We start from the raw sequence: 14683 nt of genomic DNA, 5'->3' as shown, positions 1-14683 counted from the left end.
CAGGCCACGTCACACCCGCTGCTTGCCGAGCTTGCGGGTGAGCGTGCGGCGGTGCATGCCGAGCCGGCGCGCGGCCTCGGAGATGTTGAAGTCCGTCTCCGCCAGCACCTCGTGGATGCGCTCCCACTCCAGGGTCTTGATGGAGCTGGACCGGTTGGTGAGTTCCACCTCGGTGTTGCCTTCGGAAAGGCCGAAGGCGGTTTCGATGTCGTCCGTGTTGGAGGGCTTGGCGAGGTAATGGCACGCGCCGAGCTTCACGGCCTCCACTGCCGTGGCGATGCTCGCGAAGCCGGTCAGCACCACGATGCGCATGGCGGGGTTGCGGGCATGCAGCTTCTGCACGCAGGCCAGGCCCGAGGCCTCGCCCTTGAGCTTGAGGTCCACGACCGCGTAGCCGGGCGCATGCAGGAGCAGCAGGTCTTCCACGCCGGCCAGGCTGTCGGCATGCAGCACGCGGTAGCCGCGGCGCTCGAAGGAGCGCGCCAGGGTCCTGGCGAGGGCTTCGTCGTCCTCCACGATCAGCAGCAGGCGTTCATCGTCCATGGTGTGTGAGTCCGGTGGGTGGCAGCGCGACCGCCGACAGCGGCAGCCGGATGCTGACCTCGGCGCCGCGCTCCGGCAGGTTGCGGGCCGTGACGCTGCCGCCGAGGGTGCGCGCCACGTTCATGGCGAGGAACAGGCCCAGCCCGCCCCCCGCTCGGCCCTTGCTCGACTGGTAGGGCTTGCCGAGCCGCGACAGGATGGCCGGGTCGAACCCGGGGCCGGCATCGGTCACGGTGATGCGCAGCAGGTCGGCGTCGCGTTCGACGGCCATCCCCACCCAGCCGGGCGAGGCGTCCCGCGCATTGTCCAACACATTGAAAACCATCTGCTGCAGCATGGTGTCCGACACCATGGGCGTGTCGGCGCCGAAGCGGTTGTCGTAGTCGAACGCGGCGATGGCGCGCGTGGCCCGCCAGTCCCGCGCGAGCGCATCCACGAAGGTGCGCACCGTGGTCTGCGCGGACGCCTCGCCGCGCGCCTCGCCGGCCGACAGCAGGATGCCGCTCACGATGCTCTTGCAGCGCTGCACCTGGACCTGCATTTCCGCGATCTCGTCCTGCAGCATGCGGTCGGCGGCGAGCCGCTCGTCGTGCCGCCAGTCGCCCAGGATGACGGCCATGGTGGACAGCGGCGTGCCGAGCTCGTGGGCCGCGCCCGAGGCCAGCAGGCCCATGCGGACGATGTGTTCCTCTTCCAGGGCCCGCTGGCGTGCCGCCGAGAGCCGCGCGTCGCGCTGGCGCAGGTTGCGCTCGATGCGGGTGATGAAGATGACGACCAGGATCGCGTTGAGCAGGAAGCACACCAGCAGGCCCAGCAGGTAGGGGCTGGACAGTCCCCGGTGCAGGTCCGCGGGCAGGGGCAGCGGCAGGTTGAAGCGCGACAGCGCCGCGAAGCAGCCGGTGGTGATCGCCACGATCGACCAGATGTATCCGCCGCGCAGCAGCACCGCGCCGACCGCGATCTGCAGCAGGTAGAGGAAGACGAACGGATTGCCGGTGCCGCCGCTCAGGTAGAGCTGCACCGTGAGCACGGCCACGTCGATCAGCAGCGCGAGGAAAAGCTCCACGTTCCGCACGCCGTGCCCGGTGCGCCAGCGCACCAGGCTGACGAGGTTGAAGAGCACCAGGCAGCCCACGACCATGAGCATCTCGCGCACCGGCAGCGACAGCCCGAGGCTGTAGTAGGCGACCTCGATGGTGAACACCTGCCCGATGGCGGCCACCCAGCGCAACTGGATCAGCTGGTGCAGGTTCTTGAGCCCCGCTGCGGCGTTCGCGTAGCGGGCGTTGCGCACCGAAGGCGCGGCCGGTCCGGCCGGGGGCGGCTTCGCGCCGGGCGCCGCGGAGGACGTGGCGCCCGGGCCGGGATCAGTGTGTGGAGCGGTCGGAGGGGTGGTGGGCACGGTCGGCTGCGCGCGGACGAAACTCGTAGCGTGCCACATACCAGCCTGCACCGACAACCATCAGGGCCAGTCCGTACCACGTGATCGCGTACACCAGATGGCTGTTGGGGAAGCGGATCACGGTCATGCCGGCGCGGGGCCAGGGGCCGGCGCTGGCAGCCGCTCCCTCCCCGATCGCCTGCGGCGGCCGCTGCGCGGGCAGGCCGGCGTCGATGAAGAACGGCGCGGCGCGCGGCAGCTGCCGGTCCGCGGCGATGGCCGCGACGTCGCGCGAGTACCAGCGCTGGGCGGCAGGGTCGTTGGCGCGCAGCAGGCTGCCGCCCGGCTCGCTCATGCGCAGCAGGCCCTGCACGGACGCCTGCGCGCCGCCCGCGTCCGCCGCGGCCAGTGCTTCGCCGCCCGGCAGCCAGCGCGCACGCTGGTCCTGCGGCACGAAGCCGCGGTTGACCAGCACCTGCGTGCCGTCGGGCTGCTGCAGCGGCGTCATCACCCAGAAGCCCGAGCCGAGGTCGGTGGTGGCCTGGGCGAGCACGGTCTGGTCGGAGAGCCAGCGGCCCGTGGCCGCGACGGGCAGGTATTCGTAGCCGGGGGCGTCCACCTGCGGCCATTGCGCGGGCGGTGGCACGGGTACGGGCGCGGCATGCACGCGATGGTCCACGCGCTCGATCAGCGCCAGCTTCCAGGCCCGGCGCTGCACCTGCCAGGTGCCCAGGGCCAGGAAGCCCAAAAACAAGGCGATGCCCACCAGGATGAGCATCGCCTTCAGGAGGGGGGAGCGCCGGCGCGTGCCGGCCTCCGTGTTGCCTTGCGCCACCGCGTCGTCAGGGCGTGTTGTTCACCGGCGGGGGCAGGGGCGCCGTGGATGCGGGCATGTTGTGCTCCGGCATCATGTTGGTGTTCATGTGGAACATCACCCACAGCGTGCCCGCGATGGCGATGGCCACGAACACTACGGTGAAGATGGTGGACAGCATGGTCCAGCCGCCTTCCACCTTGCCGTTCATGTGCAGGAAGCAGACCATGTGGACCAGGATCTGCACCACGGCGAAGGCGCCAAGCACCAGCACGGCCGTGTTGCGGTCGGAGATCACCTTGGCCATGACGAGCCAGAACGGGATGGCCGTGAGGATGATCGACAGCACGAAGCCGACCATGTAGCCCGAGAAGGTGCTGTGCGGGCCGTCGTCGTGGTGGTGGTCGTCGTGCCCGGCGTGGGCATGTGCGTGTGCGTGTGCGTGCGAATTCTGTGCGCTCATGTTTACAGCACCCCCATCAGGTACACAAAGGTGAAGACGCCGATCCAGACCACGTCCAGGAAGTGCCAGAACATCGACAGGCACATCAGGCGGCGCTTGTTCTCGTGGATCAGGCCGTGCTTGCTGATCTGGATCATCAGCACCACCAGCCAGATGAGGCCGAAGGTGACGTGCAGCCCGTGGGTGCCCACCAGCGTGAAGAAGGCCGACAGGAAGGCGCTGCGCTGCGGACCCGCGCCTTCATGGATCAGGTGGTGGAATTCATAGAGTTCCAGGCCCAGGAAGCACAGGCCGAACAGGCCCGTGACCGCCAGCCAGCCCAGCGTGCCGCCCACGTTGCCCTTCTGCTTCTGCAGCATGGCGAAGCCGAAGGTGATGGACGACAGCAGCAGGAAGGCCGTGTTGATGGCCACCAGCGAGAGGTCGAACAGCTGCGCGCCGGTCGGGCCGGCGGCGTAGCTGCGGCCCAGCACGCCGTAGGTGGCGAACAGCGCGGCGAAGATGAGGCAGTCGCTCATCAGGTAGAGCCAGAAGCCCAGCGCGGTGCCGTTCTCTGGATGGGGCTCCTCCGCGAGGTGGTAGTCGCGGGAAGCCAGGGCGCCTGCGGCGCCGGCTTGGTAACGGATATCAGACATGGGAGCGGGCGAGTTGGAGTGTGCGGGCTTCTTCGGTCGTGTTGACTTCATCGGCAGGGATGTAGAAGTCGCGCTTGTAGTTGAACGTGTGGATGATCGCGGCCAGCACGATGCCGGCGAACGACACGCCCGCGAGCAGCCACATGTGCCAGATCAGGGCGAAGCCGAGCACCAGCGAGAACGCGGAGATGACGGCGCCCGCGCCGGTGTTGGCCGGCATGTGGATCGGCTGGAAGCCGGCCAGGGGGCGCTTGTAGCCGTGCTTCTTCATGTCCCACCAGGCATCGATCTCGTGCACGCGGGGCGTGAAGGCGAAGTTGTACTGGGGCGGGGGCGAGGAGGTGGCCCACTCCAGCGTGCGTGCATCCCACGGGTCGCCCGTGAAGTCGCGCAGCTGGTCGCGCTTGAGGTAGCTCACCACGAGCTGCATCAGGAAGCAGCCGATGCCCAGGGCGATGAGGCCCGCGCCGGCGGCGGCGATCACGAACCAGACCTGCAGGGAAGGATCCTCGAAGTGGTTGACGCGGCGCGTCACGCCCATCAGGCCCAGGATGTACAGGGGCGCGAACGCCACCCAGAAGCCCACCACCCACAGCCAGAAGGAGCGCAGGCCCCAGGTGCGGTCGAGCTTGTAGCCGAAGGCCTTGGGGAACCAGTAGTTGATGCCGGCGAACAGGCCGAACAGCACGCCGCCGATGATCACGTTGTGGAAGTGGGCGATCAGGAACAGGCTGTTGTGCAGCACGAAGTCGGCCGGTGGCACGGCCAGCAGCACGCCGGTCATGCCGCCGATGGCGAAGGTGGCCATGAACGCCACGGTCCACATCATGGGCAGCTCGAAGCGGATGCGGCCCTTGTACATGGTGAACAGCCAGTTGAAGATCTTCGCGCCCGTGGGGATCGAGATGATCATCGTCGTGATGCCGAAGAACGTGTTCACGCTGGCGCCGGAGCCCATCGTGAAGAAGTGGTGCAGCCAGACCAGGTACGACAGGATGGTGATCACCACCGTGGCATAGACCATGGAGGTGTAGCCGAACAGGCGCTTGCGGCAGAACGTGGCGACCACTTCGGAGAAGATGCCGAACGCGGGCAGCACCAGGATGTACACCTCGGGGTGGCCCCAGATCCAGATCAGGTTCACGTACAGCATCGGGTTGCCGCCGAAGTCGTTCGTGAAGAAGTTCGTGCCGACGTAGCGGTCCAGCGACATCAGCACCAGGGCGGCCGTCAGCACCGGGAAGGAGGCCACGATCAGGGCGTTCGTGCACAGGGACGTCCAGGTGAAGATGGGCATCTTCATCAGGTTCATGCCGGGTGCGCGCATCTTGATGATCGTCACGATCAGGTTGATGCCCGAGAGCGTCGTGCCCACCCCGGCGACCTGCAGCGCCCATATGTAGTAGTCCAGCCCGGTCCCCGGGTTCTGCGCCCCCAGGTTGGACAGGGCCAGCCAGCCGGAGGTGGAGAACTCGCCCAGGAACAGCGAGATCATCACCAGGATGGCACCGGCGGTGGTCATCCAGAAGCTGAAGTTGTTCAGGAACGGGAAGGCCACGTCGCGCGCGCCGATCTGCAGCGGCACGACGTAGTTCATCAGGCCGGTGACCAGCGGCATCGCCACGAAGAAGATCATGATCACGCCGTGGGCGGTGAAGATCTGGTCGTAGTGGTGCGGAGGCAGGTAGCCCATGTTGTCGCCGAAGGCGATGGCCTGCTGCAGGCGCATCATCACCGCGTCGGCGAAGCCGCGCAGCAGCATCACGATGCCGAGGATCATGTACATGATCCCGATCTTCTTGTGGTCGATGCTGCAGATCCAGTCGCGCCAAAGCGGGCCCCACAGGCGGAAGCGCGTGACCGCGGCGAAGACGGCGAGGCCGCCCAGCATCACGGCGATGAAGGTCCACAGCACGATGGGTTCGTGCGCCATCGGCACGGAGTCCCAGGTGAGCCGTCCCAGGGCCCAGTGGGACGCGGTAATTTGTTCGGAGGACATATCGGGTTTCTTCTGGTGGGGGCCGGCGCCGCCTGCGCGTCAACGGCCCTGCAGGGTCATTGCGGGGTGGTGGCGTTCGCGGTCTCGCGCGTCGTTTCCAGAGAGGCGATCACGCGCGCGGAGTTCTCGGCCGTGCACACGTCCTGGGGCAGGTTCAGGCCGGCGGCCTTGAGGTAGGCCTCGCCGCCGTTGGCATCGATGGCCATCATGTGGTGCATGCACATCTTGCCGTCCTCGACGCAGCGGTTGAGCACCTTCTCGTAGAGCCCGGCTTCCACGGAGGCGAAGCGCTCCACGGGGTTGCGCTCGCTGGGCTTGGCGAGGGCGAGGTAGGTCTTGCTGTCCAGCGCCTTGCCGGAACCCTTGGCATCGGCGACCCACTTGTCGAAGTCGCCGTCGCTCAGGCCGTGGAACTTGAACGTCATGCCGGAGAAGCCCGGGCCGCTGTAGTGCGACGAGAAGCCGTGGTACACGCCCGCCTTGTTGATGATGGCGTTCAGCTCGGTCTGCATGCCGGGCATGGTGTAGATCATGCCGGCCAGGTCGGGAACGTAGAACGCGTTCATCGTGGACGTGGACGTCAGCTTGAAGACGATGGGGCGGTCCACGGGTGCAGCGACCTCGTTCACCGTGGCGATGCCCTGCTCGGGGTAGAAGAAGGCCCACTTCCAGTCCATGGCCACCACCTGGATCTCCAGCGGCTTGACGCTGGCGGGCAGCGCGCGGGCCGCGTCGATGCGGTCCAGGGGGCGGTACGGGTCCAGCTTGTGGGTGCTGATCCAGGTCAGCGCCCCCAGGGCGATGATGATCATCAGCGGCACGGTCCAGATCACCAGTTCCAGCGTGGTGGAGTGGTGCCAGTCGGGGTCGTACTCGGCCTCGGTGTTCGACTGGCGGTACTTCCAGGCGAACAGGAAGGTGAGCAGGATCACCGGGACGATGATGATCAGCATCAGCAGCGTGGCGGTGACGACCAGCTGGCCTTGCTGCGCGGCGACGTCACCCGCTGGATTGAGGACGACGGCCTTGCTGCAGCCGGCGAGGCTTGCAGCCAGGGCGGCCGCGCCGAGCCATGCGGGCCCGCGGAGTTTCATGGTTTTCAGCATGCTTTTGGGGGGCGTAACGAAAAGCGCGTTTAGGGCAAACGCGGATTACAGGACGGGCCAAATGTAATACTTTGGAAGGCTCTGTCGATTGGACATTTTGTCCAAGGTCAAAGTACGGCCCGCCAGCACGGGCTGGCGCGGGTTGCAGACCGACGAGCGCAAAACCATGGTTCGTGTAAGGGTTTGTCCGACCCGTCCTCAGGGAAAAGTCGCCTTGTAGGGGCCACGGCCGGGGTGTAGAACGGAAGCCGTGTTCAGCATGAATCGAGGAGCGTTCATATGAGTGGGCTTGCTGCTTCCCCTTACCCCGCCGGGAATTTCCATCACGAGGAATCCCTGTCCCATGCGGACACCCATGAAGAAGCCACGCCCAGCGAGATCGCGGTCGGCGTCATCATCGGGCGGTCGTCCGAGTATTTCGACTTCTTCGTCTTCGGGATCGCCTGCGTACTGGTGTTCCCGTCGTTCGTCTTTCCCTTCATGACGCGCCTGGACGGCACGCTGATGGCCTTCGCGATCTTCGCGCTGGCCTTCGTCGCGCGCCCGGTCGGCACGGCCATCTCGATGGCGGTGCAGCGGCGCTGGGGGCGCGGCACCAAGCTCACGCTCGCCCTGTTCCTGCTGGGTGCCTCCACCGCGGGCATGGCCTTCCTGCCGAGCTACAACAGCGTGGGCCACATCGCCATCATCGCCCTGGTCGTGCTGCGCCTGGGCCAGGGCCTGGCGCTGGGCGGCACCTGGGACGGACTGCCGTCCCTGCTGGCGATGTCCGCCCCGCCGGAGCGGCGCGGCTGGTTCGCCATGATCGGACAGCTGGGCGCGCCGGTCGGCTTCGCGCTCGCGGCCAGCCTGTTCGCCTATCTCTACAGCAACCTGTCGGTGCAGGAGTTCCTCGACTGGGGCTGGCGCTTCCCGTTCTTCGTCGCCTTCGCGATCAACGTGGTGGCGCTCTTCGCCCGCCTGCGCCTGATCGTCGGGCAGTCCTATACCGAGATGCTGCAGCAGCGCGAACTGGCGCCCGTGGGCGTGCTGGAACTCATGCGCAGCGAAGGCCGCAACGTGTTCCTGGGCGCCTTCGCCGCGCTGGCCAGCTTCGCGCTCTTCCACGTGGTCACGGTCTTCCCGCTGTCCTGGATCTCGATGTATTCCGAGCAGTCGATCACCCACGTGCTGGGGGTGCAGATCGCGGGCGCCTTCTGTGCGGCCATCGCCATCGCCATCTCCGGCCGGCTGGCCGACCGGGTGGGCCGCCGCAACACCCTGGGCGCCATGGCCTGCCTGATCGGGGTGTTCAGCCTGGTCACGCCGTGGCTGCTCAGCAGCGGCACGGTGGGCAACAACATCTTCATCCTGGTGGGCTTCGTGCTGCTGGGCCTGTCGTACGGCCAGGCTTCCGGCACGGTGACGGCCAATTTCTCTCCGCGCTTCCGCTACACGGGCGCCGCGCTCTCCGCCGACCTGGCCTGGCTCGTCGGCGCCGCGTTCGCGCCGCTGGTCGCCCTGGGCCTGTCGGCCAAGTTCGGCTTGGTCGCGGTCAGCGTGTACCTGCTGTCCGGCGTGGTCTGCACGCTGCTGGCGCTGCGCATCAACCGCCTGATCGAGCGCCGCGAATGAACCTTTGAGAGGATCGGCGCGCCGCAGGGCGTGCCGCCACACGGGGAGAAGCGCGAAAGGAAAAGCCCGCGTCATGCGGGCTTTGTCCTTTGGGAGCAGTACAGCGGGCAGTGCCGCAGGCCGGCCGGCAGGGCCGGACGCTGCGGGGGCGCGCGTTACTGCAGGATCTGCGTCAGGTCCAGGGCCGACGTCAGGTCGCCCATCGGCTGGCCGCCGTTCTTGACCAGGGCGGCATCGCGCTGCGCCAGGCCCGGCAGGGTGTCCAGGCCCCAGCGGCGCGTGATGAAGCGCAGGATGGATGCCGTGTCGTACTGCGTGTGGTCCACCACGCCGTGCTTGGCCCAGGGCGAGATGATCAGCGCCGGGATCCGCGTGCCCGGGCCCCAGAGGTCGCCCTTGGGGACGGCCTTGTGGTCCCAGAAGCCGCCGTTCTCGTCGTAGGCCACGACGATCAGCATGTTCTTCCATTGCGGGCTGGCCTGCAGCTGGGCGATCACGCTGGCGATGTGCGCGTCGCCGTCGGCCACGCTGGCATAGCCCGGGTGCTGGTTGAGGTTGCCCTGCGGCTTGTAGAAGGTCACGGCCGGCAGCTTGCCGGCGGCGGCGTCCTGCAGGAACTGCGCGTCGAAATCCTTCAGGTGCTGCGCGCGGTAGGCCGCGGTGGCGGACTGGGTCGGATCGAACTTCGCGTAGTAGTTGAACGGCTGGTGGTGGAACTGGAAGTTCGGCGCGGGCCGGGCGAAGGCGCGGTCCGTGGTGGCCGACGCCAGCGTCGCGTTGTAGCCGCCCGCATACCAGGCCCAGTCGACGTTCTTCCTGTCAAGCAGGTCGGCGATGGTGGTGGCGGTCTGCGGGGGCAGGGTGGTGGCCTTGGCCGGGTCCGCGGTCAGGTTGCTCGCGCCGGTGGCCGGGGCGTTGGAGCTGGGCTGGTAGGCCGGCTGCATCGTGTTGATCGCGTAGAACTTGCCGTCGCCGGCGTAGTTCTTCGGGGCGATGTTGCTGCTGTTCACGAACACCGGCGGGCCGGAGATGGCGGATGCGGGCGAGTTGGCCGCCACCGTGAGGCGCGGCAGGAAGTTGCCGGCGGCGTCCTGGTCCACGGCCGAGATCGAGCCCTTGGCGGCGGAGGTGTCGGCATTGGGATATTCCGGCGCGCAGGCGCACACCAGGTACTGGTGGTTCAGGAAGGACCCGCCAAAGGCGCCCATGAAGAAGTTGTCGGCCAGCACGTATTTCTGGGCCAGCTTCCACAGCTGCATGTTGCTGCCGTCGTAGTAGCCCATGGTGAGGCCGCCCGAATCGGCCCAGGCGGCGAACTTGTCGTTGCGGCCGCCGTTGATCTGCATCTGGTTCTCGAAGAAGCGGTGGTAGAGATCGCGGGTGATCACGTTCGGCCCGACCTGCACGCCGGTCGTCTGGAAGCCGGACGCGGCGTCGATCTGGAAGGGGCGGTTGTCCTGGCTGGCCGTGCTGCCTTCCGGCACGGTGACGGCCTGGCCTGACGCGGTGACGCCGCCCCAGACCTTGGGCAGCCTGGCGAGCACGGAGCCCGCCGCGTCGCGGTCCACCTGGGGCAGGTAGCTGCCGGAGGCGGACGGGTTCACGCCGGGGATGCCGTCGGCGCCGGGATAGAGGCCATAGAGGTTGTCGAAGCCGCGGTTTTCCGCGTAGATCACCACGACGTTCTGGATGCGCTGCTGCAGCAGGCTGTCGGTGGAGGAGCCGTCGCTGCCGCCACAGGCGGACAGCAGGGCGGCCGCGGCGGCGGCCAGAGGGAGGAGGCGAAGGGTGGGTTTCATGGTAGTGCGCTGTTGTGAATGGTTTTATGCGAGGCGCATTGTGGTAACGCGGCTGTGTCCGGCGCATGACAGATGGCCGTCATGAAGCTGACATGGCCGGGGCGCATGCTGGCGCGCCGCGTTTTTCCGGCTTTTTCTTCCCGACCCATGACTGCTCCTGTGCGCGTGTTTTTGGCCTCCCGGTTTTTTCTTCGATGGAGCGGCCCGGCCTGCCTGCTGGGCGCTGCGGGCGTGCTGCTCGGCGTGGGGTTGTGGATGGGGCGCGCCGCCGCATCGGGCGTGGCTCCGGCCGCTGCCCGGCCCGCGGCGCCGGCCGGCGCCATGCCGCCCGATGCGAACCGGATGCAGATGGCGGCGCAGCCGGACTTCGCGCGCATGCAGGCCGTGGGGCAGGCCATGTTCTTCGACAAGGGGCTGTCGGCATCGGGCCGCGTGTCCTGCGCGAGCTGCCATGATCCGGCGCACGCGTTCGGGCCGCCCAACGGCCTCGCGGTGCAGCCCGGCGGCGCCGACGGTGCGGCCCTGGGCGTGCGGGCGGCGCCGTCCCTGCGCTACCAGCAGAACGTGCCGCCCTTCACGATGCACCGCTTCGACGACGATTTCGACGAAAGCGTGGACCAGGGCGCCTCGGGCGGCCACACCTGGGACGGCCGCGCGGGCACGCTGCACGAGCAGGCGGCGATCCCGCTGCTGGCGCCGCACGAGATGGCCAATGCCGGCCCCGCGGCGGTGGTGGAGCGGCTGCGGCGGGCGCCCTATGCGGCGCAGTTCCGCGAGACCTTCGGCGCCGACGCGCTCGACGACGACGCCCGGGGCTTCCAGTGGGCCACGCTGGCGCTGGAGATGTTCCAGCAGGATCCGGCCCGCTTCTACCCCTACAGCAGCCGGTACGACGACTACCTGCGCGGCAAGGCGGCGCTGTCGGCGCGCGAGATGCGCGGGCTCGCGCTCTTCAACGACGCGAAGAAGGGCAACTGCGCGTCCTGCCACCTGAGCGAGGTCAGCCCCAACAACGGGGCATTCCCCGCCTTCTCGGATTTCGGGCATATCGCGATCGGCGTACCGCGCAACCGCGCGCTGCCGGCCAACCGGGACCCGTCATTCCACGACCTGGGCACCTGCGCCACGCTGCCGGCCGGGACGGACGCGAAGGAGCGCGCGGCGCTCTGCGGCGCGTTCCGCACGCCCAGCCTGCGCAACGTGGCAGTGCGGCAGGCTTTCTTCCACAACGGGGTCTTCCACAGCCTGGAAGAGGCGGTGCGCTTCTACGCCACGCGCGACACCGGCCCGGCGCGCTGGTATCCCTATCCGGCGCGCGCACGCGGCGCGCATCCGCGCTACGACGACCTGCCCGCCGAATATGCCGGCAACGTCAACCGGGAAGCGCCGTTCGACCGCCAGCCCGGCGAGGCGCCCCGGCTGACCGAGTCCGAGATCGGCGATGTGGTGGCGTTCCTGCGCACCCTGACCGACCAGGATGCCGTGCCGGCCATGGAGGCGGTGGCGCGGGGCGGACGCCATTCCGCCGTGGCGCGGGCGGGCGCCCGGAGCGCTGCGACAGCCCACTGAGCCGGCCCGGGGCCTGCACCGGCCTGCCCGGAGGCGCTGGTCCGCAGGCCCGTAACCCCGCAGGTTCGCGATCCGCCCGGCCAGGACGGCGCCCCCAGGTCAGTCCTTGGGCCTGAAGCCGATGACCAGCGAGGAGGGTACGCGGCCGTCCACGTCGCGCGGCAGGGTGTCGGTCTTCTCGAGCGCACGGACCACGGCATCGTCCCAGGACTTGTTGCCGCTGGACTTGGTGACGCGGATGCCCACGATGGTGCCGTCGGGCGAGGCCCGCACTTCCACCTCGGTGCGCAGGTTGTCGGAGATGGCGTCCGGATAGACGATGTTCGGGCGCACCTTGGCCGCGACCTTGCCGCCATAGCTGCCCGACGGGCCGGAACTGCGCTGGGCGTTGCCGGTGGCGGTTTCGCCGCCGGTGGCACCCGCCAGGCCCTGCATGCGGCGCAGGTTCTCCTGGCGCAGCGCTTCCAGGCGCTTGGCGTCCGCGGCGTCGGCCTTGCGCTTCTCATCCGCCTTGCGCTTGTCTTCCGCCTGCTTCTTCTGCAGTTGCTCCTGCCGTTCCTTCTCGGCCTGCTGCTTTTCGAGCTTCTCCTGCTGCTCGCGGCGATCCTTCTCGCGCTGCTCTTTCTCGCGCTGTTGCTGCAGTTCCTTCTCGCGCTGCGCCTTTTCCTTCTGCTGGCGTTCCTTCTTGTCCTGCTCGGCCTGCTCCTTGCGCTCGCGTTCGCGCCGGTCCCGTTCGGCCTGCAGCTGGCGTTCCTTCTTCTCCTGCTCGAGGCGCTTTTTCTCGCGCTCGATGGCGATGTCGGCTTCCCGCGGATCGGGCGCGGCCTTCGGCGGCGGTGGTGGCGGCGGTGGGGCCGGTGCGGGCGGTGGCGGGGCCGGGGGCGTGGGCTGCGGCGCCGGCTGGGGCGGTGGCGGCGGGGCGACCGCGGCCGGTGCGGCCTGCTGTGGCAGGGCGGACCAGATCTCGGCCTCGATGGCGGGCTGGTCGGCGCTGGTCTTCCAGTTCACGCCCCAGGTCAGGGCGCCGATGAGCGCGGCATGGACCAGGACGGCGAGCGCGATGGCGCGCAGGCGTCCCGGCGGACGCGTGGGAGCGAACTGGTCTCGGTCGTTGTGGGCGTGCATCGCGTTCGGGAGCGGCTCCGGGGATCGGCTGCGGGGGCGGAAAGGTGCCGGGCGTCAGCCGCCCGACTTGACGGTGAGGCCCACGCGCTGCACGCCCGCGCGCTGCAGCGCGTCCATGGCCTTGACCACGGAGTCGTAGGTCACGTTCCGGTCGGCGGTGACCAGCACCGGCGTGCCTTCTTCCTGCGTGGCCTGCCACGCCTTGGCGGCGGCGCCGAGTTCCTTGAGCGTCACGGGGCGCTCGAGGTCGCCCGTCTTGAGCTGCAGGCTGCCGTCCTTCTGGACGATGACCTGGCCGAAGGCCTTGGGCGCCTTGGCGCCCTTGCCGACGGTGGGCACGTCGATCCGGCTGGGGGTGAGCATGGGCGCGGTCACCATGAAGATGATGAGCAGCACCAGCATCACGTCGATGAAGGGGACCATGTTGATCTCGTTCATCGAGCGGCGGCGGCTGCCGCCGCGCGAGGCCATGGTGGGCATGGGAGGCTCCTTCGCGTGCGTGGCGGGTCAGTGGCCCGAGGCGGAGGACGGGGCCGCGCCCAGGTTGCGCTGCAGGATGTTCGAGAATTCCTCGATGAAGGTTTCCTGGTGGATGGCCACGCGGTCGATGTCGCGCGCGAATCGGTTGTAGGCCACCACGGCGGGAATGGCGGCGAACAGGCCGATGGCCGTGGCCACCAGGGCCTCGGCGATGCCGGGTGCCACCGTGGCGAGGGTGACCTGCTCCATGCCCGCGAAGCCGGTGAAGGCGTGCATGATGCCCCACACGGTGCCGAACAGGCCGACGTAGGGGCTCACCGAGGCGACCGAGCCGAGGAAGGACAGGCTCGATTCCACCACGTCCATCTCGCGCTGGAAGCTCGCGCGCATGGCGCGGCGGGCGCCGTCGAGCAGGGTGCCGGGGTCGGTGATGCGGCGCTCGCGCAGCTTGTGGAATTCGCGCATGCCGCTGGCGAAGATCCGCTCCATGGGACCGGCGCTCTTGGCGTTCTGCGCGGCGCTGGCGTAGAGGTCGTTCAGGCTGGTGCCCGACCAGAACTCGCGCTCGAACTCGTCGTTGAGCGACCGGACGCGCTTGAGCGCGAACAGCTTGCGGAAGATGGCGGCCCAGCTGGCGATGGACACGCCGATCAGCAGCGCCATGACGAGTTGCACCACCCAGCTGGCGTTGAGCACCAGGTGCAGGATGGACATGTCTTGCGAATTCATGATGATGAGAGTTGTTCCAGAAGGTGGCCGGGAATCCGGGCGGGGCGCAGCGTCGCGGCGTCGACCCACCCGATGCGAACGGTGCCCTCGCACAGGGGCGAAGGCTCCGATTCTGTCACGTGCTCCGATTTCAGGAGCGCTCGCTGGCGTATTGTCAGTGATGCCCTTCCACTTTCCTCGAGCGCGGCCGTAACAATCAGTTCATCGTCCAGCCGCGCGGGGCGCAAATAGCGCACGCGCGCGTCGGTTACGACAAACATGCCTCCCGCGAGTTCCCGCAGCCTTTGCTGCTCCACGCCCAGCGAGCGCAGCCATTCGGTGCGGGCGCGCTCGAAGAAGCGCAGATAGTTGGCGTAGAAGACGATGCCGCCGGCATCCGTGTCTTCCCAGTAGATGCGCACGGGCCATTCGAAGCTCATGGGGAGT

At 68.4% G+C, this 14683-nt stretch carries 14 protein-coding genes; 2 read left to right on the top strand and 12 right to left on the bottom strand.

From position 1 onward, the window contains the following. Nucleotides 1-9: 9 nt before the first annotated feature. The 7 genes from ACGHC0_RS15545 to cyoA all read right to left on the bottom strand — a co-directional run bounded on the left by ACGHC0_RS15545 (nucleotide 10) and on the right by cyoA (nucleotide 6941). The gene (locus tag ACGHC0_RS15545; protein WP_368351830.1) at nucleotides 10-543 is read right to left on the bottom strand and encodes a response regulator transcription factor; all 534 of its coding nucleotides are present in this window, start codon (nucleotides 541-543) and stop codon (nucleotides 10-12) included. Further along, on the bottom strand, nucleotides 533-1945 hold the full coding sequence (locus ACGHC0_RS15540; RefSeq protein ID WP_415266060.1) for an ATP-binding protein: 1413 nt from the start codon (nucleotides 1943-1945) through the stop codon (nucleotides 533-535). The genes ACGHC0_RS15545 and ACGHC0_RS15540 overlap by 11 nt, the downstream gene beginning before the upstream one ends. After that, nucleotides 1911-2702, bottom strand: a complete 792-nt coding sequence (locus ACGHC0_RS15535) for an SURF1 family protein (RefSeq protein ID WP_415268427.1) — start codon at nucleotides 2700-2702, stop codon at nucleotides 1911-1913. The genes ACGHC0_RS15540 and ACGHC0_RS15535 overlap by 35 nt, the downstream gene beginning before the upstream one ends. Before the next feature lie 64 nt (nucleotides 2703-2766). Beyond that, the gene (gene cyoD / locus ACGHC0_RS15530; protein ID WP_415266059.1) at nucleotides 2767-3201 is read right to left on the bottom strand and encodes a cytochrome o ubiquinol oxidase subunit IV; all 435 of its coding nucleotides are present in this window, start codon (nucleotides 3199-3201) and stop codon (nucleotides 2767-2769) included. A gap of 2 nt (nucleotides 3202-3203) precedes the next feature. Next, nucleotides 3204-3836 (bottom strand): cytochrome o ubiquinol oxidase subunit III, encoded by a 633-nt coding sequence (gene cyoC, locus ACGHC0_RS15525; protein WP_013595317.1) that lies wholly within the window; start codon nucleotides 3834-3836, stop codon nucleotides 3204-3206. After that, nucleotides 3829-5835 carry a cytochrome o ubiquinol oxidase subunit I gene (gene cyoB / locus ACGHC0_RS15520; RefSeq protein WP_368351828.1) on the bottom strand — a complete coding sequence of 669 codons (2007 nt, stop codon included), beginning with the start codon at nucleotides 5833-5835 and terminating at the stop codon, nucleotides 3829-3831. Before cyoB ends, cyoC begins: the two co-directional genes overlap by 8 nt. A 56-nt stretch (nucleotides 5836-5891) precedes the next feature. Beyond that, entirely contained in the window at nucleotides 5892-6941 is a 1050-nt protein-coding gene (gene cyoA, locus ACGHC0_RS15515; RefSeq protein ID WP_368351827.1) for a ubiquinol oxidase subunit II, read from the bottom strand. 279 nt (nucleotides 6942-7220) lie between these two features. Here cyoA and ACGHC0_RS15510 point away from each other — a divergent pair, with 279 nt between their 5' ends. Then, nucleotides 7221-8555 (top strand): MFS transporter, encoded by a 1335-nt coding sequence (locus ACGHC0_RS15510; RefSeq protein WP_368351826.1) that lies wholly within the window; start codon nucleotides 7221-7223, stop codon nucleotides 8553-8555. A gap of 155 nt (nucleotides 8556-8710) precedes the next feature. On the opposite strand, the gene acpA is transcribed toward ACGHC0_RS15510, so the two are convergent. After that, complete coding sequence (gene acpA / locus ACGHC0_RS15505; RefSeq protein WP_415266058.1) at nucleotides 8711-10354, bottom strand: acid phosphatase; 1644 nt, start codon at nucleotides 10352-10354, stop codon at nucleotides 8711-8713. Between the two features lie 147 nt (nucleotides 10355-10501). On the opposite strand from acpA, the gene ACGHC0_RS15500 reads away from it, so the two are divergent. After that, entirely contained in the window at nucleotides 10502-11923 is a 1422-nt protein-coding gene (locus ACGHC0_RS15500) for a cytochrome-c peroxidase (protein ID WP_415266057.1), read from the top strand. Nucleotides 11924-12022: 99 nt separating this feature from the next. Here ACGHC0_RS15500 and tolA read toward each other — a convergent pair whose 3' ends face one another. From tolA to ybgC, 4 genes are read right to left on the bottom strand one after another with little or no spacing between them, the layout of a single operon-like run. Further along, a complete protein-coding gene (tolA, locus tag ACGHC0_RS15495; RefSeq protein ID WP_415266056.1) occupies nucleotides 12023-13048 on the bottom strand; it encodes a cell envelope integrity protein TolA in 1026 nt (341 codons plus the stop codon). 54 nt (nucleotides 13049-13102) lie between these two features. Next, entirely contained in the window at nucleotides 13103-13528 is a 426-nt protein-coding gene (locus ACGHC0_RS15490; RefSeq protein ID WP_013595310.1) for an ExbD/TolR family protein, read from the bottom strand. Between the two features lie 27 nt (nucleotides 13529-13555). Continuing rightward, complete coding sequence (gene tolQ / locus ACGHC0_RS15485; RefSeq protein ID WP_415266055.1) at nucleotides 13556-14257, bottom strand: protein TolQ; 702 nt, start codon at nucleotides 14255-14257, stop codon at nucleotides 13556-13558. After that, on the bottom strand, nucleotides 14254-14676 hold the full coding sequence (ybgC, locus tag ACGHC0_RS15480) for a tol-pal system-associated acyl-CoA thioesterase (protein WP_288535323.1): 423 nt from the start codon (nucleotides 14674-14676) through the stop codon (nucleotides 14254-14256). Before ybgC ends, tolQ begins: the two co-directional genes overlap by 4 nt. Between the last annotated feature and the right edge of the window lie 7 nt (nucleotides 14677-14683).

The sequence above is a fragment of the Acidovorax sacchari genome (assembly GCF_042847045.1).
Lineage (GTDB): Bacteria > Pseudomonadota > Gammaproteobacteria > Burkholderiales > Burkholderiaceae_C > Paracidovorax > Paracidovorax sacchari.
Note: the sequence above shows the minus strand (reverse complement) of the source record. Positions and strands in the feature narration are given on the sequence as shown.